The sequence below is a fragment of the Streptomyces sp. NPDC091271 genome, assembly GCF_044757505.1.
Taxonomy (GTDB): Bacteria; Actinomycetota; Actinomycetes; order Streptomycetales; family Streptomycetaceae; genus Streptomyces.
Map to the genome: position 1 here is coordinate 165766 of NZ_JBIVVD010000006.1, position 22665 is coordinate 188430.

Genomic DNA, 22665 nt, shown 5'->3' on the forward strand with positions numbered 1-22665 from the left:
GCGGCATGAACGGGCAAGTCAATGCTTGCGAACAGAGCGGGCTTCCCTTCGACGGATACGCCGAGGACGAGAGTTTCGCCGGCGCGCCCCGTCCGTGCCCTTAGGGACAGCTTCGCTCCGGGGCTGCCGCGCCGGCTGCGGGGATCGGCCACCTCGCGGTGCGTCACCCACGTCGGGCAGCCGGTCCTCGTGACCGCCCGGGCCGACCGCGCCTGGAGGCGCTCGGCCTCGGGTTGGCATAGCGTTTCCCCTGATGGGCCGGGGCCGACAGTGGCGATACGGGACGGCGGATCAGCGGTGGAGCAGCACGAGGGCAGAGCTTCCCGTCAGACGGATGACGGATGGTGGTCCGGCCGTCTGCATGAGCTCTGGCGTGTCGCCGAGACGGCGCAGGACGTGGCGGGGCTGTCCGATTCCCTCTACGCCATGCTGCTCCGTATGCCCGGCGTACTGACCGTCGTGGGTACCCGCTGGAGCGGCGGACTGCTGCACTACCTGCGCAGTGTCACTTCGGCGGAGCCGATGCCGTCACGCGTAGAAATCGAACAGGATTACGGTGAATCCGGCGCTGCCGGGGCTCCGCACGGTGACCCGGCTGTCACGGTTCACGATGTGTCGGAGCTCGACGGCACCATGCCGCATGTCCAGGTGCTGGCGGCAGCCGGAGCGCGGAGCGTGGCCGAGTGTGCCGTGCCGCTGGGACAGGGTGGCTGGGCGTCGTTCATGGTCGGCACCGCGGGCAGGGACACAGTCGATGCGACGCTGCGGACGCGGTTGAAGCAGGTGGCCGAGGTCGCCATGGTCTCGGACAGGCGCATCACGGCGCGGCGCGACGACGAGGTGCGTCAGGTGAGCGACGCGTTCCTGGCGGAGGCGTCGTTGCAGATGGATTCGAGCCTTGATGTGAGGAGCACCGTGCGACGGGTGGCCCGCACGGCCGTTCCCGCCATCGCCGAGGGGTGCGTCGTGCATCTGGGTCTGCTCGAAGGGCTGACGCCCGTGTCCTTCGCGCACATGGACGCCGGTGAGCAGCAGTGGCTCGGCAGGGTCGCGGCCGAGGACACCTGGCTGACGGATGTGCTGCAGCGGGTACTCGACAGCGGGCAGGCACTGGTACTGAAGGGTGAGGAGCTGGAGGGGGGACCGTTCGGGCCGGCCTCGTCCGGGGCGGGCCGTGCCGTGCATGCGATCAGTGTGAACCCGCTCCATGCCCGGGGCCGGGCCCTGGGCACCCTGACCTTCATCTACCACCGGGTGGTCGTGGCCGAGGGGGCCTCGCGGTTCCTCGCGGGTCTGGCCGACCGGGCCGCGTTGGCCATCGACAGCAGCACCCTGTACGAACAGCGGCGCCTTCACGTGGTCTCCCTCCAGCGACATCTCCTGCCGAGGGAGCTGCCGCGGATTCCGGGGCTGACGCTGAGTTCCGCATACGAAGTGGGTGACGTCTCGCTCGATGTGGGCGGTGACTTCTACGACGCCGTGCCGGGGGCGCAGGGGGGTGTGACCCTCCTCATCGGTGACGTCTGCGGTCGCGGGGCGGAGGCGGCGGCCCTCACGGGGCTGGCCCGCCATACCCTGCGCACCCTTCTCGAGGACGGCAGTACGCCCGAGCACGCGCTGGGACGGCTGAACGAGGCCCTGGTCAGGGAGGGTACGTCCCGCTTCGTGACGGCGCTCGTAGCGGTGCTGGCACCCGACGGAGAGGGGTTCCGTGTGCGCTGTTGGAGTGCCGGGCATCCGGCGCCTCTGGTGCGGCGTGAGGAGGGCACCGTGGAGGAGCTCCCGGCCCACGGGGATCTGCTGGGCGTACTGGAGGAGATCGAGTACGGATCCGGGTCGGTGCACCTGGCGCCGGGAGACGCGCTGGTGATGTTCACCGACGGCGTGACCGAGGCGAGAGCGGCTGACGGGACGTTCTTCGAGTCACGTCTGCAGGAGGCGGTGGCGCAGGAGGGCACCGGTGAGGCCCAGGGGTTCGCCGAGCGGCTGGCAGAGGCTGCTGTGGAATTCCGGGCGACGGGCGCCGACGACATCGCCGTGCTGGTCGCGCGGGCGGAGCTCGTCGGATGAGCGGGGCTGCCGGGGAGCAGAGGATCGATCACGACCTCGTCTGGGTGGTCGAGGACTCGGCGGAGGACGCCGAGGCCATCGCGCGGGCGCTCGGCCGCACCCACCCCGGTCTGGCACTGGAATTCACCGACCGGGGGACGGGATTCGTCGAGCGCCTGCTGGAAGCCGGCCGACGGCCGGGGCTTGTCCTTCTGGACCTCAAGCTGCCTGGTCCCGGGGGAGCCGAGGTGCTGCGGTCGATCCGTTCCCGGCCGGAACTGGACGACGTGGCCGTGGTCGCCTTCACGTCGGCCACCGGGCCGGACGACGTGGACACGACCTATGCGGCAGGCGCCGACAGTTACATCTACAAGCCGGTCAACTTCGAACTTTTCCAGGCGGTACTGAAGGGGGCAGTCGACTACTGGCAGGGAAGGGCGAAGGGTGAGGAGGAGGGTCCCGCCGCTCAGCCTCCTTCCTGACCGAGAGTGAAGAAGAAGGTGCTCCCGCGGCCTGGTTCGCTGTCGAGCCACAGCTCGCCGCCGTGGCGCTCGACGATCCGCTTGACGATCGCCAGTCCCACGCCGGTGCCACCCCCGCGCTCGCCGTGCCCGTGCAGTCTGCGGAACAGCTCGAAGACCTCTTGCTGCTGCCCCGGCGGGATGCCGATGCCGTTGTCCCTGACCACGACGGTCTGCTGGGGAGGCCCGCCTGCCGGTGGGCGGAGCGTGTCGACCAGGACCTCGACCGTGCGATCGTCGCGGTCGGCGGCGTACTTGGCCGCATTCACCAGGAGGTTGACCAGGACTTCGTAGAGCCGGTTCTCGTCGGCGTACACCTCCGGCAGGTCATGTCTTACGACCCGCACGTGGGCATCGGCCAGCCGTTCACCGGCCACGTCGAGAGCGGAGTCCAGCACCCGGTCCAGGGGGACACGGGTGCGGTGCAGCCCGCCTCGGCCCAGTCGGGCGAAGTGCAGCAGCGAGTCGAGCAGGTCGTCCATCCGGCCGGCCAGTCGCCGCATGGTGTGCAGTCGGCGGACGGTAGTGGCGTCGAGCTCCGCTGCCGCGTCCTCGATGGCGAAGGCCGCGGCGTTGGAGATGCCTCGAAGCGGTTCCTTGAGGTCATGGGCTGCCACGTGGGCGAATGAGTCGAGGTCGGAGTTGGTGATGCGCAGCTGTTCGTTCAGCGCCGCGAGTTCCGCCTCGTGCCGGAGCACGACTCCCGTGAGCGTGCGCCAGAGTTCCTGCGCGGTGGCACGGTCGGTCGGTGTCCAGGGCAGGCACTGTCCGTGCACCACCGCGCGGAACACGGCACCTGACCCGCGAGGGGTGAGCCGTTCGCCTCGCGGCCCGACCTGGACGGGTCTGGAGGGGTCGGTGGCCCATTGGCGGGCGGTCGGACGGGCCCTGCGGAACCAGGCGAGGAAGTCGCCCGAACGGCTCAGTGTCACCATCAGGGTCCCCGCCGGACCGTCCTCCACCGCGTGGGCGGGAATGTCCGGCTCCTCCGCGAGGCGGTCCGTGCTCCAGACCGTGCCGGGTGCCGGCCCTGCCGCGCGCTCCTGAAGGGCCTCCAGCAGAGCGGGTGGAACGCTCATCCCGCTGATGGTGCTGCTGCCGCCGCGGGAGAGCACCGCACCGTCCGCGTCCAGCAGTGTGCTGAGGGCGTCGTCACCTGCCAGGAGCGAGTCCTCCAGGTCGGACGTGACCCGGGAGATGATCCGGTCGAGGCGCTCGCGGGACGCGGTGAGAGCCTCGGCCTGCACCCGTTCCTCGATGACCGCGAGCTGGAGGGAGAAGGCCACGCCGAAGAACTCACATGCCGCCCGCAGTTCCGGCGGGATGGTGACAGCGGTGTAGCCATGACAGGCGATCAGCCCCCAGAGCTCGCCCTCCCGAAGGACGCTCACCGACATCGACGACCTCACACCGATGTTCCGCAGGTACTCCAGATGGAAGCCGGACACCGTGCGCAGCACGGAGTTCGACAGGTCCAGCGGCAGGCCCGAATCGGCTCGGAGCGGAGGGTGCAGGCCCACACTGACGTCGTCCACGTCGGCGATCGCGCGGATCCAGTTGTCGCGGTAGAGCCGCCTCGCCTGGGGCGGGATGTCGCTGGCGGGGAACCAGAGTCCCAGCCAGGGCTCGCGGCCCTCGGCGACGTCCTCCGCGACCACCTCTCCTGGCCCGTTCTCTCCGTCGAAGCGGTAGGCGACCACCCGGTCGAAGCCGGTCAGCGCCCGGATCTCACGGGCGGCCGCCTGGCAGCACTCGGCCGCCGTCGTCGAGGACCGCAGACGCGTCAGAGCTCGCCGGACCCCTTGGTAGAAGTGCGCGAAGTGCGGAGCCGCGGCGGCACGCGACTCACACTCCAGGACCAGTAGGGGCCCCTGCCGGTGAGCGGTCACGTCGAACATCCGGGGGGCGCCCGCCACATCGATGGAGACAGGGAGAACCAGGCTCGCCGCATCGTGTTGGGCACCGACCTCGAGCGCCTCGGCCCAGTGCTCGGGGGACAGCACCCGCGTGATGGGCCCCCCGACCAGCTCCTCGGCGGCGATACCCAACAGGCAGGCCGTGTTCAGGGCTGCGGTGTCCACAATGCCGGTATCGGCCTCCACCGCGAGCAGGGTGCCGTGGGACTGGATCATGCCCAGACGGTGGATGGGCTCCCGGACACATTCGCTGAGGTCGAAGCCGATGGCCGCCGCGGCTTCGGCCTCGCGCTCCGGTTCCGGCGGTTCCGGCAGGGACATCTCTTCTCCCACGCACCGAGTTCTCGATCCGGTCCGGTCGGACGTCCGGATCGCCGCGATCCTTCCACGACGACCCGCGGCGGAGGGTGTGCCGCGGGCGCGTGTCGGCGCTCACGGCGGCGGTGGACAGCGGCCCCTCCCCACGAAGGCTCTGGTCGAAAGGGAACCGAACGGCGCGGCGTGACGGCCGGCGTGACCGGCGCGGCGTGACGGCCGGTGCAGGACGCCCGGTCGTCAGCCTCACGTCATAGGCTTGATCACGGGCCCCGCCCTGCCCGCCCCCCATGGACGGCCCAGCCCATCCCCTCTGCGAGGTGCACGTGATCGATCGTCCGCAACCGGCCACCGAGTTCGAGATCCGCGCCGCCGACACGGACGACAGGGCCGAAGTCGACCGGCTCTACGAGATCTGCGTACGCACGGCGGCGGGAGGCGAGGACGCGACAGCGATGTTCGAGGACCCCCGCCTGCCGGGGGAGATCTTCGTCGGCCCCTACCTGCGGTACGCACCCGATCTCGCCTGGGTTCTCGCCCAGGCGGGCCAGCCCCCCGCGGGGTACGTCCTCGGCGTCGCCGACACGGCCTCGTTCGAGCAGACCCTGGAACGGGAGTGGTGGCCCGCGCTCCGGCACCGGTACGACGGGGAAGCGGTCCGTGAGGGTACGGCGGATGCCCGGTCCTGGGAGTGGATCACCCATCCCCGTACCGCACCGGCCGAATTGGCGTCCGCGTACCCGGCCCACCTGCATATCGATCTTCTGCCCGAGGCTCAGGGTGGCGGCAACGGCTCCCGTCTGATCCGCACCCTGCTCGGTGCGCTGCGCGCGCAAGGCGTTCGCGGCGTCCACCTCGGAGTGGGGAAGGCGAACACCCGCGCGATCGGCTTCTACCGCCACCTGGGCTTCGAGCAACTCGCGGACGAGCCCGGCTCGCTCACTCTGGGGATGGACCTCCGCGACTGACCCGCCCTCCCGTCACCTGTGGCTCGGCCGCTCGATTCCCGGTCGGCGATCCCCGGTCGGCGGTCGGCGGTCATGAGTCTTGAGCGATCTCGATGTCACCGGGGTCGGGCCACGTCTCCACAAGGGCCCGCCGGTCCGGGAAGCGGGGTCCGGGCACCATCTCCTCGGCCATCTCACCGTTGAGCCAGCACACTTGCTCGGGGCCGCCGTCGCCGGTGTCGAACAGACAGCACACTCCGCCACTGGCGGCCGTGAGGTCGGTGAACACCTTCCTGACGTTGGCCGACCGTGCGAACAAGCGGCTCATCCCCGACGTCGCTGCCCAGAACTCCACCGACGCGTAACCGGGATGCAGGTAGGACTCGAACCGGATCGTCGCGTAGACGTACCCGACCTGAAGACGCCCGTCCGCCTCGGGCTTCTCATGTCCCGCCCCGGAGGAGCCCCCCCCGTTTCGGAGAGGTGCGCCGCCCCCCGGACCGCGCTCTACTGCCAGGTCGCGGTGTCGGGGTCGATGCCGTGGGCGCGCGCGGAGGCGTCGACGATTCGGCGGAACCAAGCGGCAAGGCCGTCGCGGATGCCGTCGTAGTGGGCGGCGAATCCCGGATCGGCCTCGTACATGCGGCCGAGGCAGACCTGCATCTGCCTGGTGAGGGGGAAGTACGAAGCGAAGACCTCGCGGTGCCGCTCGACGAGTTGGTTCGCTTCCGGGCTCCCCGGCGCGACGCCCGCGTCCATCGCGTCTCCCAGGGCCCGGTCGAGGCCGGCCACGGCCTCGGCGACGGCTTTCCATTCCTCCGGGCCACGGGAGGCCGAGCGTTCGGCGTACTGCAGCCACTGGGTCGTGTCTCCGTAACGCCGGCGGGCTTCGGCGGGCCAGTCCGGGTTCCATGTGGGACCGAACATCGCGGCCTGCTGTTCGGCGGTCAGCAGCAGGCCGCGTTCGTGGGCGTCGATCATCCGGTCCAGTCCGGCGGTGAGCTGCTGGAGGCGGTCGATCCGTTCGGCGACCTGGGTGCGCTGCGCGCGCAGCGCACCGGGCACGTCCGCGGTCGAGTCGTCCAGGACGGCCCGAATCCTGTCCAGGCCGAGCCCGATCTCCCGGTAGACGACGATGCGGTGCAGACGTTGCAGGTCAGCGGCGGTGTAGAGCCGGTATCCGGCAGTCGTACGCAGTGACGGGCGCGCCAGACCGATCTCGTCCCAGTGGTGCAGCGCGCGGACCGTCACCCCCAGACGCGCCGCGACCTGCCCGACGGTCAGGTCGTCGTCGTCAGTGGCATCAGGCATGCTCCTCATTGTCCCCGGGGCCGACGCCCGGTGGGGTGATCCCGACGGCTGCAAGGTTCCGCGCCTCCTCACTGTCCGGGTCGAAGGGCTTCGCCGCGGTGAAGATGATCCGTGCGTTCTCGGGGGTGGTCACCGCCACATCCCGGGTGTTCCAGGGGGTATCCCGTGGGCCCTCGACGGAGTCCGGACGCAAGGCACGGCAGGCCTCGACGAGGGAGTCGACCTGGCTGAGCACGCAGGCGAAACTGAAGGTGACCGCCGGTGCCCGCTCCGGAACGCCGGGCGCCGGGACGAGGAGTACGTCCTGGAACGCCCACCGGCGCAGATGCACCACCTGTCCGGGGATGCTGAACAGCTCGATGAAGCCGAGTCCACGGATCCAGAAGTCCATGGACGCCGCCAGATCGGTCGTGGGGATCGTCACGAACGCCGGCATCCCGTAGATGCCCCGGAACGGCTCCGGCGGAACCGCTCCCGGGCCGGGGTCGGGCACGGGGCTCATCTCGAACGCGTCGTAGTAGTCGCTCATGCACCCCACGGTGCGGCCTCACGCGACGTGAGGGTCAAGCCGGACCGCGAGTCCTGTCCCGCCGGCGATGCGCCCGAGGCCGTGGCCGGGCGGCCCCGCACCCGTACGTCTCGCGAGATCGCGGGCCCACTGCCGCCGGTCGGACGGCTGCGAGCGTGCGGTCCGGTTCACGATGTGACCCGCGTATCGGGATGAGGCGCCCGCGAGTTATTGACCGATCGTTCTACATGCGCTTATGGTCTCCGGTGTGGCCAGGACCAAGGAGTTCGATCCGGACGCCGCGCTGCAGTCGGCCCTCGAGCTGTTCTGGCGACGCGGTTACGAAGCAACGTCGATGGCCGACCTCGTCGAGCACCTCGGCATCGGCCGCGCCAGCATCTACGCCACCTTCGGCAACAAGCACGAGCTGTACCTGAAGGCCCTGGACCGGTACTCGGAGGGGCGCGATCCGTCCCTCGTCGCCGAGCTGTCCCAGCCGGGACCCGCACTGCCCGCCGTGCGGACGGTGGTACGACGCTTCGCGTCGGAGGCCACCTCCCCCGACGGCCGACTGAACGGCTGTCTCATCACCAACACCGCGGCCGAGCTGGCCCCGCACGACTCCGCGGCGGCGCGTCGGGTGGAGATCAGCTGGGAACACCTGGAGACCCCGCTGCACTCCGCGCTCGTGCGGGCCCAGGCCCAGGGCGAGCTGCCCGAGGATCGCGACCCTCGGGCACTGGCCCGCATGCTCCTCGTCCTGCTGCAGGGCGTCCGGATCGTCGGGAAGGCCTCCAGCGATCCCGCCCGGGTGCGGGACGCGGCCGAACAGGCACTGTCCCTGCTGGACTGAATCGCACCCGCCAGTGCCGTCAGGCTCCCTTTTCATGGCCGGATAATAGACCGATCGATCAAGTATGAGAGAGGGTCATGACTGCCGAGGGAGTCACCCGCGCCGTCGACGTGCAGGACCGATACGCCTTCGCCCTTCTCGGCAGCATCCAGATCACGCTGGTCTTCACGCTCTCCGCCATCGCCGTACCGCTGCCACACATCGGACGCGAATTCGGCCTGTCGCGGGCCGACTTGATCCTGCTCAGTGCCGCATACGGACTGACCTTCGCCGGACTGCTGCTCTTCGGCGGCCGCCTCACCGACCGTTACGGCGGGCGGCCCACGCTCGCCGCCGGCCTCGCCCTCTTCGCCGTCGCCTCCGCCGTCGCCCCGTCAGCACACGGCCTCGGGGCGCTCATCGCGGCCCGCTTCGCGCAGGGCGCCGGCGCGGCCCTCGTCGCACCTGCCGCCATGGCGGCGCTGCGCGTCGTCTTCCCCTCCCCCACCGAGTACGGCGCGGCCATGGCCACCTGGGGCGGGCTCTCCGTACTCGGCGCGACCGCCGGCAATCTGCTCTCCGGCGTCATCCTGTCGCTGCTTTCGTGGCGTTGGACCTTCGCGGTGCCCCTCGTGGTCGCGGTCACCGCCCTCGTTCTCGCTCCCCGATTACTGCCGCCCACCTCTCCGAACCTGGGCAGAACCCTTGACCTTCCGGGCGCCCTGCTCGCCACCGCCGGGATCACCCTCGCCAGTTACGGGCTCGTCGTCACCGACACCCGGCCCTGGTCCTCGGCCGGCGTGCTCGTGCCCCTACTCGGCGGTACCGCACTCTCAGCCGGGTTCCTGTACGCCGAGCGCCGCTCCCGCGACCCGCTCCTGCCGCCCTCCTTCCTCCTCGATCAGCGGCGAGCCCTCGCCCTCACGGCCATCGCGCTGAGCGCTTGTGCGACCGCGACGACCTTCGTGGTCCTCTCGCTCCACCTCCAGGAGTCACGCGACTGGTCACCGCTGCAGACCTCGGCCGCCTTCACGCCGTTCGCCGTCTCGCTGATCGTCTCGGGCCGGGCGACGGGGCCGCTCATCACCCGGTACGGGGCCCGTGCCGTCACGACCGCCGGACTCGGCACCGGTGCGGCCGGACTCACACTCCTCGCGTCCACCGGGCTGCAGGCGCACACCCCGTACGCATACGGACTGGTGCCGGGCCTGGTTGTGTTGTCGGCCGGCGCCGCGGCCTGCTTCGGAGGAGCCGCCGTGCTCGCCGCCGAAGGTGTACCGCCTCAGCAGACCGGGCTCGCGGGCAGTGTGCTGAACAGCGCCATGGAGCTCGGCCCGACCGTCCTGTTCGCCGCGCTGCTCTCGCTCGGCGGCGACGACCGGTCGCTCGGAGCGACGGGGGCCGCCCTCGCTCTCGTCGCCCTCCTCAACCACCACACCAAGTAATCCCTCACGCAAGGAGTTACCGAAATGAACCGCTTCACCGGCAAGAGGGCGCTCGTCACGGGTGCGGGCTCCGGTCTCGGCCGCGCGATCGCACTCGCCTTCGCCGCAGAGGGGGCGTCCGTGATCGTCGCGGGCCGCACCGCGGCCTCTCTGGACGAGACGGTCGGCCTCATCGAGGCGGCCGGCGGCACGGCCGCCGCCGTCACCGCCGACGTGACCGACTCCGGCATGCTCCGAAACCTCGTACGCGCGACCGTCGCCCGCTTCGGCGGCCTCGACATCGCGGTCAACAACGCAGGGATACTCCGCGGCACCGCACCCGTCGGAGACGTGAGCGAGGAGGACTGGGACGCGGTGCTGCGGACCAATGTCACCGGCGTCTGGCTGGCCATGAAGCATGAGATCGCGCACATGAAGGAGAGCGGCGGAGGGGTCATCGTCAACATCTCCTCCAACCTCGGCGCGCACCTGCGCATCCCGAACGCCGCCGCGTACATCACCTCGAAGGCAGCGGTCTCCGCGCTGACCCGCGCCGCCGCTCTCGACCACATCCACCAGGGCATTCGCATCAACGCGGTCAGCCCGGGCGCATCCGCGGCGCCCATGTCGCTACGGCCCGGTGAGACCGAGGCCGACCGCGCCGAGCGGGTGAAGTCGGAGAACCCGCTCGGCCGGGTCGCGGAGGCCGAGGAAGTGGCGGCCGCGGTGCTGTACCTCGCCTCGCCCATGGCCGGCGCGATGGTCGGCACCGACCTGGTCGTCGACAGCGGGGCGTCAGCCTGAGAGTTCGCAGACGCGGATGACGCCCCGCGAGCCCGGCCTTCCCCGCTGACGCACTTCTCGGTGTACCGGTGGAGACGGCCGGGCCGCACTCACCGCACGGGGAAGCCGAAGGAGTATCCCTGCTGCTTCAGCCAGGGCAGCACCTCGCGCAGAGCCGCCACGGTCTGGGAACGGTCCCCTCCCGCGTCGTGGAAGAGGACGGTCGGGCCGTTGGAGATCTCCCTCTTCACGGTGGCGACCATGGTGTCCGCGCCGGGAAGCTCGAAGTCCTTGGAATCGACGTTCCAGCCCAACGGCCGCATGCCCCGGGACGCGGCGAGCTGCCGGCTGTACGGGGTGAAAGCACCGCCCGGGGCCCGGTAGTACTGCGGTCGTACGCCTCCGGAGGCCTCGGTGATCATGCGTTCGGCATCGAGGATCTGCTGCGACTGGAACGCCTCGGACTGCGTGTCCATGGTGGTGTCGTGCGCGACCGTGTGGTCGCACAGCCGGTGTCCGGCCGCCACGACCTTCTTGACCAGGTCCGGGTACGCCTTGGCCTGCGTGCCCACCATGCAGAACGTGGCCTTCACGCCGTTGTCCTCCAGCAGTTGCAGCACCTGCGGCGTCCAGACCGGGTCCGGTCCGTCGTCGATGGTGATGTTGACGCCGCGGGCGCCGCGGTCGGAGGCGTGCGCGATGTCGGCCGCCACCTCGGCCACCGGTGCCGAGACATGCACTTGCGGCTTCCGCTCTCCGGCGGGGTCGGCCTGCGCGGTCCACACCGAGGCGGCGGCGGCCACCACCGTCACCCCGAGCCCTGCGGCGAGGAGCCGGCCGTGCCATCCCTTTCCCTTGTGCCTTGCCATGTCCGACCGCCCCTTTGCTGCTTCCGCCGATGCCGTGCCCCCATCAAGTCACACGAACGTCCTGGCCAGGCACCCCTGTTACCGATCACGGACGAACCCGCAGGGGGCCGGCGACAAACGCAGGGGTTCCGGGACAGACGAAGAGCCCGTCAGCAAGCTGACGGGCTCCGCGGAAGACTGAGGCTCAGCCTGTCGTCAGGTCAGATCGTCGGCGTCTCGTCGACGATCTCCTTGTGCGGTTCGACGATGAACCTCCAGCCGTCGCTGGGTTCCAGGAACCGCACCCGGGTGGGGTAGATGTCCAGAGCACGGCGGTCGCGGTTCTGGCTGTTCGCGCTCTTCCGGCCCCGGGCCGGCTCCTCGTACAGGTCGACCTTGACGTCCGGCACCGCGACGGTTTCCTCGCTCCAGCGCTGCACGATGCCCGCGCCGAACGCGTCCCGTGCGGCGGAGTAGAGCGATTCCAGGGAATCCTTGTTCCCGGCAGGCACGAAAAGGGCGAGATTCAGGAGGACGCCGGCACTCTGGAGAACCTCGATCTCTTCCCCCGCCTTGTCGGCAACCCAGATCCCGCTCTCCTCGGCATTGTCCGGGAGAACATGGGCCTCCTCGCCGAAGATGGTCCTCACGGCGAAAGCCCCTCCCTCGAAATTCTTTCCCGGCTCCGTGAGGAAAGCCGGTGCGTAGCAGTCGAGAGGAAGGCCGTCCGTCCCTGCCGTGACGAAGATGCCGTCCTGGAGGCCGAGTTCGGAAACCTCTGCGGCCGTAAGACGTCGAGCCGTGACCTTCTCGGTATTCACGCCATTCCCCTTTTTTCGCGGCGTCCTGTAAATCCATTAGGACTATACCACGAAAGCAGCGAGCAATTTCCTCCGACAGGGCAGTGGGAGAATATTTTCGCATCGCAGGCAAAGCGCAGCCACTGCAGATAAATGCGACGCGAGAACGATTCGAGGCTTCGGCGGATGGCTTTCGGAATTAGCTCAGCCGTCGAGTGGAATTCGAGCGGTCCCAAGCGAATACCCCCCTGCCACGGCCCGGCGTGCGAGTCGCGGCGTCGCGGCGTCGCGGCGCTGCCCTCACCCGGGGAGCCTCTCGCCACCCTGCGGCCGACGTGACCTTACGGGTGAAAGTTTATGGCCGCGACCTCTTGCCGTACTCACGTTACGACCGTAGCCTTACAACCGTAAGCCCGGAACGGAAGACCGAGAGAAGCAAGGAGGAAGTCGTGGCACACCTGTCCGGCTCCATCGCACGTGAGGGGCGGCGCACCCCCTTGGCGGTGACCGTCTCCGCCTGGGTCGCCCCGCTGCTGGTGCTCACCGGGTTCGCGTTCGTCGCATTCGTCCCGGTCCTGATCGTGCTGATCGGCACCCTCGCACGGGCCCGCGACGGGGTGGTCAAGGCGGCAGCCATGGCCCTCGCCGTCACCTACGCGATCCCGTTCGTCATCTGGCAGACGCGGCCCGACGGCGCACCGAGCCTGTCGAAGGACATCCACCCCGGGTTCATCGGGCTGATCGTCGCCGCGTCCGCCGCACTCCTCCTCACCCTCCACGGAGTCCGCCGACGCTGAAGGCCCCTGCCTCGTACGTCGCGTCCGAACTCCGTTGCCCCGCACGTCCACAACTCCCCGAGCTCAGACGCTCTTCGCGGAAGGAATCCGTCCCCATGTTCAACACCCGGCCCAGCCTCGCCACGCACATCGCAGCGCTCGCACTCTCGCTCGCCGCGGCCGGCAGTGTCCTCGCGGCCACCACCTCGTCCGCCCAGGCCGCTTCGGGGCCCGCGCACACAGGCCGTCACACCGCGGCTCTCGAGTGCCGCGGGCAGGGCGTCGATACCGACGCCCGCGTCCGCTACCGGTCCCAGACCAAGATCGACGCACCGCTCAGTACGGTCTTCAGGGCGCAGACGGACGTGGAGCAGTGGCCGTCCTGGCAGGATGCCGTCCTCACCAGCGAGCGGCTCGACCCGGGCCCTCTGCGTGCGGGGTCCTCCTTCAGGTGGACCACCCCGGTGCCCGCCACCCCCGCGACGCCGGCCACCACTCTGGAGATCACCTCCACCGTCCAGCAGCTCCAGCGCAATCACTGCGTCCGCTGGACCGGGCCCGCGGACGGCGAGGGCATACACATCGACGAGGGGACCCACGTGTGGACCTTCACCGAGGTCAAGGGCGGTGTCCTCGTCCGTACCGAGGAGACCTGGACCGGCGAACAGGCCGAGGCCGACGTCCCCACGTCGACCGAGGCACTGGGCGCTGGCCTCGAAATCTGGCTGAAGGACCTCAAGGCCGCCGCCGAGGCCCGAGCCGACTGCTGACCCGGCGGTCCTGACGCGCCGCCGCGCGGCGTTCCCGGGTTGCCGTCGCTCTCCACGTCCCCGGGCGGAGGGTGGCGGCGCCTGCGGTCGGGCACGCCGGTAGTCTCATCTGGCCGCTGTCGTGGGTGGGGGGATTCGCACATGGAACGAGCACGCACGGACCGCCCGCACCCGGACGGGTCGCGGCGCATCGGCCCGTACCACCTCATCGCCCGGCTCGACCCGAGCGGACCGGGCCAACCGCCCGTCCCCGTAAGCCGGTTCATCGGGCGCAGCGCGGACGGTGACCGTACGGTACTCATCAGCGCGCCGCTCGACGGCGCCGACCCCGGGCGCTTCCTCGTCGAGGCCGACGCGGGCCGCCGGCTCCTCGGCCCCTGGGTCCTGCCCGTCGCGGAGCTTGCCGCCCCGCCCGACACGCCCTGGTACGCGGCCCCGTATCTCCCCGTGCTCCCGCTCCCGGTGGCGCTCGCCGTGCACGGCGGGCCCCTGCCCGAGCGCACGGTCCGGTCCCTGGGCGCGGCCCTGGCGGAGACCCTCACGGGCGCGCACGCCGTCGGCATCACGCACGCCGGTCTGTCCCCCGCCTCCGTACTCCTCGCCTGGGACGGACCACGCCTCACCTGCTTCGGCGCGGTCCGCGCGGCGGCCCCGGACGGCACGGGACGCACCGGCCTGCCCGGGCTCGAGCCAGGCAGTCTGGCCCCCGAGCAGGCTTCGGGCGGGCGGCCCCGGCCGCCCGGCGACGTCTATGGACTGGGCGCGGTGCTGGCATACGCCGCGACCGGGCACTCGGTCCCCGACCCATCGGAACTGCCGGAGTCCCTCCGGTCGTTGGTCGCGCGCTGTCTGGCGCGTGACGCCGCCGCCCGCCCGGCCGCGCCCGAGGTGCTCGGCGCGCTGGCGGGAGCCTCGTCCGCCCCCGTGGCGACGGTCCTGGACCCGGCCGGCGCACTGCTGGGGCCGGGCTGGCTGCCGAGCCGGGTGGTCGCGGCCGTGGCGCGCCAGTCCGCGGAGGTCCTCGCCGCGGAAGTCCGTACTCCGATCTCACAGACCGCCAGGACCTGACGCGATGCTCTCCCCTCTGACCCATGACGATCCGGCCGGGCCGGCCGGCTTCCGCCTGCTCGCGCGGCTGGGCCACGGCGGTATGGGAACCGTCTACCTGGCTCGTTCGCAGGGCGGCCGCACGGTCGCTCTGAAGACCATGCACCCGTCCATCGCGGCCGACCCGGCGTCGCGCACCCGCTTCCGCCTGGAGACGGACGCTGCGCGCATCATCGGCGGCCATCACGGCGCGGTCGTCTTCGACGCCGACCCCTTGGCGCCCGCCCCGTGGCTCGCCACCGAATACGTCCTCGGCCCGCCCCTCGACGACGCCGTCGCCCTCTGCGGCCCCCTGCCCGAGGAGTCCGTACGCGCACTGGGCGCCGCGCTCGCCGGGGCCCTCGGTCAGCTCCACACCTCGGACGTGGTCCACCGCGACCTGAAGCCCTCGAACGTGATGGTCACCGCCTACGGGCCCAAGATCATCGACTTCGGTATCGCCCACGCCTCCGGCGGCGACCACCTCACCCGCCCCGGATCCGCCGCCGGAACCCCCGCCTTCATGTCCCCCGAGCAGGCGGTCGGCCAGGAGCACACCCCCGCGGGTGACGTGTTCGCCCTCGCCGGTGTCCTTCTGTACGCCGCCACCGGCCACGGCCCCTTCGGCACCGGGCAGGCCGCGGACCTCCTGTACCGCGTCCGCTACGCCGAACCGGACCTCTCCGGCCTCCCCCCGGCCCTGGCCGCCGTCCTCGCCCCCTGCCTGGCCAAGGATCCGGCAGGGCGGCCCACCACCCACGACCTGGTCAGCCGGCTCCACAGCGGGGAGGGTCACTTCGCCGACCATCTGCCGGACGCCCTGCTCGCCGACATAGCCCGGAGGGCGTCGGAGGTCTGGCAGCACCGGCCCGAGCGGCTCCCCGCTCCCGCCGGTCACGCGGTGGCCGAGACCGTCCCGGCCACCGCAGCACCCGGCATGAGCCGCCGCAAGCTCCTCACCATCAGCGGCAGTGCGCTGCTGGCCACGGCGGCGGCCGGCGCGGGTGTCTGGGCGGCGACGCGGGAGCGGGGCCCGGACGCGCCGACGGCCGCGGGCTCGGGCAGCGCTCCTGTGGCCCGGTGGAAGCGGAACATCACGACGGCTCCGCCCGATGAGCTGGGACGACCGCTGGTGGTCGGCGACAAGTTGATCGTGACCACCGAGGCCGGAGTGAGCGCCGTGGAGGCGTCGACCGGGCGGCCTGTCTGGTCGGGCAACGCGGTGCTGAGCTCCTGGGACGTGGCCACGGACGGGGAGCGGCTCTTCGCGGTGGACTACTCCCTGGACCCGGGAGAAGGGGTCCGTATCGCGGAGATCGACCTCGGCGACGGGTCTCTGACGGATCCGGTCGTGGTCGAGAAGGCGTACAACGGGAAGCTGGTGGGGAATCAGCTTCTCTGCGTCCACGGGGACGTGGCCTGGCTGCTCACCGCGCGGGTGCGTGAGGAGGACACCGCCGAGTCGAGCGGCGTCGGCCCCGAACGGGGCTGGCTCATCGCCTCCTTCTCGCTCTCGACGGGCAAGCGGCGCACCGAGCTGGTCCTGGACGAGGCCGTGCCCGGGGATTACCCCTGGGTGACCGGTGCCCGGGTGACCGGTTCGAGCCTGGTCCTCTTCTTCCGTACGGAAGCCGGCGGGGTCGACGCGCTCGTCTGCGACACGCGTACAGGAACCCGCGTCTGGCGGGCGCCTCTCGGTCTCACGGCCGTCGACGCCGCGCGCAGTCCCGTCTCCGTGGACGCCGAGCACCTCTACACCGCGTCGGACGCGGTCAGGGCGCGGCGCGTGAAGGACGGCAAGGAGGCCTGGAGTTACAAGGGGGCGAACGTGACGGCGTACGGCCCTCCGGCGGTGAAGGACGGAGTCGTCTACGCGGTGGAGGCAGTGGGAGAGCGCGGCCTCGTGGCCATCGACGCGGGCACCGGCACACTCCTGTGGCGGGAGAAGAACCCCGTGGCGTCCGGGCACGAGCTGAGGGTGGCACCCACGGTCGACGACGACTACGTCTACAAGCACTGCGCGGCGGGGCTGCGCGCCATCGGTCTCCGCAGCCACGAAACGGCCTGGCTCCACCCGGAAAGTCTCGACAAGTTCAGCGCCCTGATCGCGGAGGGACTGCTCATCGGCGTCGGAGAGGGGCCCGTGGCCGCCCTGCCGCTGGAGTCGCCCTCGGACCAGGCCTCGTCGTAGGCGCCCCACCTCATCACCACGAAGGGCTCGGCTCACACCATGCAACCTCTCAGTTTCGGCGACCCGATCCGGCTGGGGCCGTACCGCATCGCCGGTGTGCTCGGCGAGGGCGGCATGGGCAAGGTGTACGTGGGTCATGACAGTTCCGGCCGCCTCGCGGCCGTCAAGGTGCTCCGCCCCGAGCTCGCGCACGACCACAACCTCGCCCAGCGGTTCCTGCGCGAGGCCCAGACCGCGCAGGCGGTGACCAGCACCGGCGTGGCACGCGTCGTCGGGTCGCAGACCGAGGGCGGGCGTCCCTGGATAGCCACCGAGTATCTGTCGGGGCCGACGCTGGAGCAGGCGGTCGCGGGCCACGGGCCGCTGGACGAAGCCGGTGTACGCGCGCTGGCCGCCGCACTGGCGTCGACCCTGCGGGAGATCCACACGGCAGGGCTGATCCACCGTGACCTCAAGCCGGCCAATATCGTGCTCACTTCGTCGGGTCCCCGCGTCATCGACTTCGGTATCGCGCGCCCCGAACACGGCCTCACCCTCACCACCACGGGCCAGGCGCCGGCGACCCCCGGATACGGAGCACCTGAGCAGATCCTGGGTCAGCGCGTCGGCCCGTCGGCCGACGTGTTCTCCCTCGGGGCGGTCCTGGTGTACGCGGCGAGCGGCAGGCAGGCGTACGAGGGTGCGCATGTCGCGGCGGTGCAGTACGAGGTGGTGCACGGCAGCCCCGCGCTCCACGCCGTGCCGGAAGCACTCCGCCCCCTCATCGCGCCGTGCCTGGCCAAGGATCCCGCACACCGTCCCCAGCCCTCTGCGGTCATCCAGATGTCCGCGCCTCCTCGCGGTGCGGACAGGCTGTGGAAGAAGGGGGTTCTCGGCACGCAGATCAAGGAGCACGAGACCCGGACGAGCCGGCTCAGCACTCTGGCCGGCACCACTGTCGCGGAGGCGAAGCCGTCGCGGCGGCTCTTCCTCACCTCGCTGGCCGCCGGAGGAGCGGTGCTCGCTCTGGGAGGCGGCGCGACGGCCTGGTGGCTGAACGCAGGGCCCGGTCTGCCCGAAGCCGCGGACGCCGCGCCGGCGGAGCTGCTGGCTGCCGGTGAGTACGAGTCGGGCACGCTGCCGGAGCCCCTGTGGGGGCCGCTGGAGGCAGCCGCTCCGAGTGCCTCCATGCTGCTGCCGGTGCGGGATGTGGTCATGATGGCCGGCTCGTCGGAGGGTCTTGCGGCGCACAGGGTGACCGACGGCCGCCTGAAGTGGACGCTCCCGGAGGTGTCGCCGTCCGCCGGCTTCCTGAGGGTGACGGGCGAGCAGTTCGTCGCAGCCGACGCCGACGGCAACGTCCGCTGCTACGACGCGTCCACCAGCGAGCCGCAGTGGAGTGTCCCGGCGAAGGCGGAGAAGCTGCTGGCCACCGCGTCCGACACGAAGCTCGTCTTCGTGCTGACGAAGGACGGGGAAATCGCCGCCGTCCACACCGAGGCGCACAAGGTCCGCTGGACGGTGGGCGCCCCCGCCGAGGCCACCGTCGACCAGGCCGCCGTGGCCGTCGCCGGACCGGGCCGGCTGGTCGTCTGCACGGCGGACGGGCACTACTTCGCCCTCGACTCCGCCAACGGCGACGAGGCCTGGCAGCTGGGCGGCCACGCCGGGACGGCGCTGACCCCCGCCGTCGAGGAGCGGTTCGTCTACGTCGGCGGGGAGTCGCTCCTGGCACTCGACCTGGCGAGCGGCGACGAGGTCTGGTCGGCGTCTTCGCATTCCCTGAGCCCCGAGCAGGACGGGTGGGGCTCCCCCGCCATATCCGGCGGCTCGCTCGTCGCCATCGACGACGGCCGCCTCTACCGGGTCGACAAGGCATCCGGTGCCGAGGACGGATACGTCGCGTGGCCGGACAGCACCCTCCCGTCCCGTACACCACCGGTCGTCCAGGGCAGCACTCTCTGGATCGTCGAGGGGGGCACCTCGTCAGGCGTATCGGCCTTCGGGGACAGCCCGAGCAGCGAATCGGACGGCGAGCTCATGTGGACCTACGAGCCCGAGTCGGAGGGCGACTGGCACATGGCCGCCGCGGGAAACCGGGTGTTCCTCCTGAACAAGGGCTCGGTCGTCGCCCTGCCGGTGTTCTGAACGCACGCCACGGCCCGGACCCGCGCAGTCGTACGGCGGCGCGCCCGTCGATGTCCGGGCGGGCCGGAGTACCGCTGGAAACGGGCACGCCGAGTGCGCGGCTGCTCCTGGTGGTCCTGCTGAATCGGCCGGGCCTGAGTAACGGCGTCCGGCCGTACCTCGCCGGGCCGCCCGCCGTATCGGCCGCCCCCGGCCCATGCGTTCGCCCCCCGGCCGGGGCGGCGGTCGCGCACAGTGGTCCCTATGACGACTCCCGCGGAGCTGCTCCGCTCCTTCGCCCGGACCCGCGCCTCGCTCGACGGTGAGGAGGTCACGTACTGGTGGTCCGGGGACGTGTACTCCTGGGCCCCTGACGAGCCCTACCAGCGCGTCTTCGGCTTCGAGGGTCTCAACGTCTCCCGCCTGGTCCAGGATGCCGAGGCCGGCCCGGACGCCTACCGACTGCTCACCCGTGAGGCCGCCTTCTACCTGGACCCCGCCACTCGCGAGATCCTGGAGACCTGGCAGGACCTGCCGGTGGTGCACGTCTGGAACGACCCCGCGAACCAGAAGTGGCGTCCCTTCCCGATCCCCACGACCGAACTCGGCGGACAGGTCTGCTTCAGCCTCGAGATCCCGCTCGCCTACCCCTCGCCGCTGCCGGTCGCCCAGTACCCCGTCCACTCGGCCGGCGACACGTACAAGGCCCTGGAGCTCTTCCAGTTCTTCGCCGACCGCGCCGACCTGGCCGGCCCGGGGGCCGGTGTCCCGGCCACCATGTCGTGGAGCCGGATGTCCCCGTGGCTCCCGTGGATGGCCCGCGGGCAGCGGCCCGGCGGCCTCACCTTCCACTGCCGGGGCCGCAAGCTCGGTTCGTACGCCGAGGTCCCCGGGCGGACCCGCGCCTACATCGCGGGTCACCACCCGGAGTTCGCCCACGCCCCGGAGGAGTGGAGCGAGCCGAACGAGACCAGCTGGACCTACTTCCGCAAGCTCAACCCCCCGGAGTAGCCGCCGGGCGTCGCACGCGGCCCGGCCCCGGCGGAGCGGGGCCGGGCCGGGGCCCCGCTCAGCTGCCGGGAAGGGCGGCCGCCAGGTCCAGGGCTTCGGACACCGCGCCCGGGATGTCGGTGACGGGCAGCATCACGTGGCGCACCACGCGGTCCGGGCCGACGATCAGGATGAGGCGTTTGATCCGGAGATCCTGGCCCGTGCGGAAGGTCGGCAGCCGCAGCGCCGCCGTGAGCCGGAGCCGGGCGTCGGACAGCAGGAGGAAGGGCAGCTCCTCGGCCTCCGCGAAGTCCGCCTGCGTCTCGGGGGACTGGGTGCTGACACCGTGGACGACGACTCCGGCCGCCTCGAACCGGGGCCACGCCTGCCGGAACAGGCGGTTCTCCAGGGTGCATCCCACGCCGCCCGGGATCCCCTCCGGGATGCCCGTGCCCGGGTACGCGAAGACGACCGTGGCCCGCGCCCCTTCGCCGACCACGCCGTGCGGTCGGCCGTCCGTGCCCGGCAGGGTCAGACCCGCGGGGACCGTCTCCCCCACCAGCCCCCGGGTACGCCGGGTCTCGGCGGCCTCCTCGCCCGGGAGCCCTGTGACGGTGCCGTCCCCGAGCAGCCAGCGGTCCGCCCAGTCCTGGAGGGAGACCAGGACGGGCACGAACCCCTGCCCGCGCGGCGTCAGGTGGTACTCGTACCGCTCCGGGCGCTCCTGGTAGAGACGGCGCTCCAGGACCTCGCTCCCGACCAGTCCGCGCAGCCGCTCGGTGAGGACCTTGCGAGAGACGCCGAGTTCCTGGGCGAGGCTCTCGAAGCGCACATGCCCGCGTGCCACCTCGCGGAGCACCAGCAGACTCCACCAGTCCCCCACCACGGCGGCCGCCTGAGCGATCCCACAGGTGTCGTCGGCGGCGCGGCGTGGATTCATGGCTGCACTCCGGAGGGGCGAGGGTGGGACAGTCCGCCCATACTAAGTAAGTTCCCTTTCGGAACCACCGCCCGCTGCCTCGGCGTAACGCGCGGCGAGTTCGGCGAACGCACGGGTGAGCGGCGGTGGGCCGACGACGCGGATGTCGGTCCCGAAGTGGCCGATGGTGGTGGCGAGGCCGGTCCACGACCAGGAGCCCAGGGTGAGGCGGCAGCGGTCGGGGCCGAGTTCCTCCACGATTCCGTCCCGCGCGAAGGGCGCCACGGCCTGGGCGGGGAGGCCGAGGACGACTTCGCCACGGCAGGGCCAGTCGGCGGTGGAGCCGTCGGTCCCCCGGAACCGGCCGGTGACGAACGCGGCCACGTCCCGCCCGGGCAGGTCGCGCGGCGTGAAGCGCGGGCCTGTGGGGGTGCGGGGACGTATGCGGTCGACGCGGAAGGTGCGCCAGTCGTCACGGTCGAGATCCCACGCGATCAGATACCAGTGGCCGCGCCAGGTGACGAGGTGGTGCGGCTGGGCCCGGCGGGCCCCGCCGGGGGCGCCGGACCCGTAGTCGAAGCGCAGCTCCTCGCGTGCGTGGATGACGCGGCCCAGCTCCACGAGGAGCTCCGTGCCGGCCGGGGAGGCCTCCTCGGCGCCGGGCGGCTGGACGGCGGTGACCCGCAGCGTGTCGATGCGCTGACGCAGACGGGGCGGCATGACCTGGCGAAGGGTGGCCAGGGCTCGTGCGGCATCCTCGCCGATCGTGCCGTCGGTGGCCGCGGACTGCAGGGCGAGAGCCAGGGCGACGGCCTGGCCGTCGTCGAACAGCAGCGGGGGCAGCTGCGAGCCGGCGTCCAGGCGGTAGCCGCCGGCGGGCCCCTTGAAGGCGCGGACCGGGTAGCCCAGTTCCCGTAGGCGGTCGATGTCGCGGCGCACCGTGCGCGGGGTGATGCCGAGCCGCTCGGCGAGATCGTCACCGGACCGGTCGCGGTGCGTCTGGAGCAGCGAGAGCAGCGCGAGCAGCCGGGAGGACGTCTTCTGCATGCTCACCATTCTCCCCGGATTACAGGACACAACCTGTCCGCTACCCGTGGAAAGGTCGGTACCGAGATCAGCCGCAGCAGCAAGGAGAAGGCCATGTCCGTCACGACCACCACCCATCTGAACTTCCGGGGCGACGCGAGGGCGGCGCTGGACCACTACCGGTCCGTCTTCGGGGGGCGCGTCACCGCCGTCACGTACAAGGACATGGGCGACGTGCGGAACGAGAGCGAGGCGGACCAGGTCGTCTGGGGCGAGGTGACGGGCGACAACGGCTTCCACGTCATGGCCTACGACGTGCCGTCCCAGCTGCCCTGGGACCAGGGCAGCAGCCCCTTCTTCGTCTCCGTGCGCGGTGACGACACGGACGAGATCAGCGCCCTCTGGCAGAAGCTGGCGGAGGGCTCGACGGTGGTGCAGCCCCTGGAGCCGTCGCGGTGGGCACCGCTCTACGGCATGCTCACCGACCGCTTCGGCGTGACCTGGGTGCTGGACGTCGCCGCCCCGTACAACGGCTGATCCGCGCCCC

General features: G+C 71.3%; 21 protein-coding genes. 13 read left to right on the forward strand and 8 right to left on the reverse strand.

Features of this window, described 5'->3' with window-relative positions:
• The first annotated feature begins 297 nt into the window (after positions 1-297).
• Both ACIQM3_RS24915 and ACIQM3_RS24920 read left to right on the forward strand, forming a co-directional pair.
• Positions 298-2070, forward strand: coding sequence for a PP2C family protein-serine/threonine phosphatase (locus tag ACIQM3_RS24915; RefSeq protein WP_401627689.1), 1773 nt, complete (start codon positions 298-300; stop codon positions 2068-2070).
• Positions 2067-2531, forward strand: coding sequence for a response regulator (locus ACIQM3_RS24920; protein ID WP_401627691.1), 465 nt, complete (start codon positions 2067-2069; stop codon positions 2529-2531). Before ACIQM3_RS24915 ends, ACIQM3_RS24920 begins: the two co-directional genes overlap by 4 nt.
• Here the strand turns inward: ACIQM3_RS24920 and ACIQM3_RS24925 are convergent.
• The gene (locus tag ACIQM3_RS24925) at positions 2516-4807 is read right to left on the reverse strand and encodes an ATP-binding protein (RefSeq protein ID WP_401627693.1); all 2292 of its coding nucleotides are present in this window, start codon (positions 4805-4807) and stop codon (positions 2516-2518) included. The genes ACIQM3_RS24920 and ACIQM3_RS24925 overlap by 16 nt on opposite strands.
• Positions 4808-5127: 320 nt before the next feature.
• Here ACIQM3_RS24925 and ACIQM3_RS24930 point away from each other — a divergent pair, with 320 nt between their 5' ends.
• Positions 5128-5769, forward strand: a complete 642-nt coding sequence (locus ACIQM3_RS24930) for a GNAT family N-acetyltransferase (RefSeq protein WP_401627695.1) — start codon at positions 5128-5130, stop codon at positions 5767-5769.
• Positions 5770-5839: 70 nt separating this feature from the next.
• Here the strand turns inward: ACIQM3_RS24930 and ACIQM3_RS24935 are convergent, their stop codons facing one another.
• From ACIQM3_RS24935 to ACIQM3_RS24945, 3 genes are all read right to left on the reverse strand, one after another.
• A complete protein-coding gene (locus ACIQM3_RS24935; protein ID WP_401627696.1) occupies positions 5840-6067 on the reverse strand; it encodes a hypothetical protein in 228 nt (75 codons plus the stop codon).
• Positions 6068-6255: 188 nt separating this feature from the next.
• Positions 6256-7059, reverse strand: a complete 804-nt coding sequence (locus ACIQM3_RS24940; RefSeq protein ID WP_401627698.1) for a MerR family transcriptional regulator — start codon at positions 7057-7059, stop codon at positions 6256-6258.
• On the reverse strand, positions 7052-7588 hold the full coding sequence (locus ACIQM3_RS24945; protein ID WP_401627700.1) for a VOC family protein: 537 nt from the start codon (positions 7586-7588) through the stop codon (positions 7052-7054). The genes ACIQM3_RS24940 and ACIQM3_RS24945 overlap by 8 nt, the downstream gene beginning before the upstream one ends.
• Positions 7589-7835: 247 nt before the next feature.
• Between ACIQM3_RS24945 and ACIQM3_RS24950 the strand changes: the two genes are divergently transcribed.
• The 3 genes from ACIQM3_RS24950 to ACIQM3_RS24960 all read left to right on the forward strand — a co-directional run bounded on the left by ACIQM3_RS24950 (position 7836) and on the right by ACIQM3_RS24960 (position 10627).
• Positions 7836-8420, forward strand: a complete 585-nt coding sequence (locus ACIQM3_RS24950; RefSeq protein WP_401627701.1) for a TetR/AcrR family transcriptional regulator — start codon at positions 7836-7838, stop codon at positions 8418-8420.
• A gap of 77 nt (positions 8421-8497) precedes the next feature.
• Complete coding sequence (locus ACIQM3_RS24955) at positions 8498-9844, forward strand: MFS transporter (RefSeq protein ID WP_401627703.1); 1347 nt, start codon at positions 8498-8500, stop codon at positions 9842-9844.
• 24 nt (positions 9845-9868) lie between these two features.
• Entirely contained in the window at positions 9869-10627 is a 759-nt protein-coding gene (locus tag ACIQM3_RS24960; protein WP_401627705.1) for an SDR family NAD(P)-dependent oxidoreductase, read from the forward strand.
• Between the two features lie 89 nt (positions 10628-10716).
• Here ACIQM3_RS24960 and ACIQM3_RS24965 read toward each other — a convergent pair whose 3' ends face one another.
• Both ACIQM3_RS24965 and ACIQM3_RS24970 read right to left on the reverse strand, forming a co-directional pair.
• Positions 10717-11475 (reverse strand): polysaccharide deacetylase family protein, encoded by a 759-nt coding sequence (locus ACIQM3_RS24965; RefSeq protein ID WP_401627707.1) that lies wholly within the window; start codon positions 11473-11475, stop codon positions 10717-10719.
• Positions 11476-11675: 200 nt separating this feature from the next.
• Positions 11676-12275 (reverse strand): hypothetical protein, encoded by a 600-nt coding sequence (locus tag ACIQM3_RS24970; protein WP_401627709.1) that lies wholly within the window; start codon positions 12273-12275, stop codon positions 11676-11678.
• Between the two features lie 428 nt (positions 12276-12703).
• Here ACIQM3_RS24970 and ACIQM3_RS24975 point away from each other — a divergent pair, with 428 nt between their 5' ends.
• The 6 genes from ACIQM3_RS24975 to ACIQM3_RS25000 all read left to right on the forward strand — a co-directional run bounded on the left by ACIQM3_RS24975 (position 12704) and on the right by ACIQM3_RS25000 (position 20194).
• Positions 12704-13051, forward strand: a complete 348-nt coding sequence (locus ACIQM3_RS24975) for a hypothetical protein (RefSeq protein ID WP_401627711.1) — start codon at positions 12704-12706, stop codon at positions 13049-13051.
• 95 nt (positions 13052-13146) lie between these two features.
• Positions 13147-13800 (forward strand): SRPBCC family protein, encoded by a 654-nt coding sequence (locus tag ACIQM3_RS24980; RefSeq protein ID WP_401627713.1) that lies wholly within the window; start codon positions 13147-13149, stop codon positions 13798-13800.
• Between the two features lie 141 nt (positions 13801-13941).
• The gene (locus ACIQM3_RS24985; protein WP_401627715.1) at positions 13942-14868 is read left to right on the forward strand and encodes a serine/threonine protein kinase; all 927 of its coding nucleotides are present in this window, start codon (positions 13942-13944) and stop codon (positions 14866-14868) included.
• Positions 14869-14872: 4 nt separating this feature from the next.
• Complete coding sequence (locus ACIQM3_RS24990) at positions 14873-17077, forward strand: protein kinase (protein WP_401627717.1); 2205 nt, start codon at positions 14873-14875, stop codon at positions 17075-17077.
• A gap of 39 nt (positions 17078-17116) precedes the next feature.
• On the forward strand, positions 17117-19204 hold the full coding sequence (locus ACIQM3_RS24995; RefSeq protein ID WP_401627719.1) for a protein kinase: 2088 nt from the start codon (positions 17117-17119) through the stop codon (positions 19202-19204).
• 243 nt (positions 19205-19447) lie between these two features.
• Complete coding sequence (locus tag ACIQM3_RS25000; RefSeq protein ID WP_401627721.1) at positions 19448-20194, forward strand: DUF1838 family protein; 747 nt, start codon at positions 19448-19450, stop codon at positions 20192-20194.
• 58 nt (positions 20195-20252) lie between these two features.
• Here the strand turns inward: ACIQM3_RS25000 and ACIQM3_RS25005 are convergent, their stop codons facing one another.
• Positions 20253-21113 (reverse strand): winged helix-turn-helix transcriptional regulator, encoded by an 861-nt coding sequence (locus tag ACIQM3_RS25005; RefSeq protein WP_401627723.1) that lies wholly within the window; start codon positions 21111-21113, stop codon positions 20253-20255.
• Positions 21114-21155: 42 nt separating this feature from the next.
• A complete protein-coding gene (locus ACIQM3_RS25010) occupies positions 21156-22139 on the reverse strand; it encodes a helix-turn-helix transcriptional regulator (protein ID WP_401627725.1) in 984 nt (327 codons plus the stop codon).
• Positions 22140-22232: 93 nt separating this feature from the next.
• On the opposite strand from ACIQM3_RS25010, the gene ACIQM3_RS25015 reads away from it, so the two are divergent.
• Positions 22233-22655, forward strand: coding sequence for a VOC family protein (locus tag ACIQM3_RS25015; RefSeq protein WP_401627726.1), 423 nt, complete (start codon positions 22233-22235; stop codon positions 22653-22655).
• Positions 22656-22665 lie beyond the last annotated feature (10 nt).

Coding starts and splice junctions, on each gene's coding strand:
- ACIQM3_RS24955 (WP_401627703.1), top strand. CDS start 8,498: ATGACTGCCGAGGGAGTCACCCGCGCCGTCGACGTGCAGGACCGATAC.
- ACIQM3_RS24960 (WP_401627705.1), top strand. CDS start 9,869: ATGAACCGCTTCACCGGCAAGAGGGCGCTCGTCACGGGTGCGGGCTCC.
- ACIQM3_RS25010 (WP_401627725.1), bottom strand. CDS start 22,139: ATGCAGAAGACGTCCTCCCGGCTGCTCGCGCTGCTCTCGCTGCTCCAG.
- ACIQM3_RS25015 (WP_401627726.1), top strand. CDS start 22,233: ATGTCCGTCACGACCACCACCCATCTGAACTTCCGGGGCGACGCGAGG.
- ACIQM3_RS25000 (WP_401627721.1), top strand. CDS start 19,448: ATGACGACTCCCGCGGAGCTGCTCCGCTCCTTCGCCCGGACCCGCGCC.
- ACIQM3_RS24990 (WP_401627717.1), top strand. CDS start 14,873: ATGCTCTCCCCTCTGACCCATGACGATCCGGCCGGGCCGGCCGGCTTC.
- ACIQM3_RS24985 (WP_401627715.1), top strand. CDS start 13,942: ATGGAACGAGCACGCACGGACCGCCCGCACCCGGACGGGTCGCGGCGC.
- ACIQM3_RS24920 (WP_401627691.1), top strand. CDS start 2,067: ATGAGCGGGGCTGCCGGGGAGCAGAGGATCGATCACGACCTCGTCTGG.
- ACIQM3_RS24945 (WP_401627700.1), bottom strand. CDS start 7,588: ATGAGCGACTACTACGACGCGTTCGAGATGAGCCCCGTGCCCGACCCC.
- ACIQM3_RS24995 (WP_401627719.1), top strand. CDS start 17,117: ATGCAACCTCTCAGTTTCGGCGACCCGATCCGGCTGGGGCCGTACCGC.
- ACIQM3_RS24980 (WP_401627713.1), top strand. CDS start 13,147: ATGTTCAACACCCGGCCCAGCCTCGCCACGCACATCGCAGCGCTCGCA.
- ACIQM3_RS24940 (WP_401627698.1), bottom strand. CDS start 7,059: ATGCCTGATGCCACTGACGACGACGACCTGACCGTCGGGCAGGTCGCG.
- ACIQM3_RS24965 (WP_401627707.1), bottom strand. CDS start 11,475: ATGGCAAGGCACAAGGGAAAGGGATGGCACGGCCGGCTCCTCGCCGCA.
- ACIQM3_RS24925 (WP_401627693.1), bottom strand. CDS start 4,807: ATGTCCCTGCCGGAACCGCCGGAACCGGAGCGCGAGGCCGAAGCCGCG.
- ACIQM3_RS25005 (WP_401627723.1), bottom strand. CDS start 21,113: ATGAATCCACGCCGCGCCGCCGACGACACCTGTGGGATCGCTCAGGCG.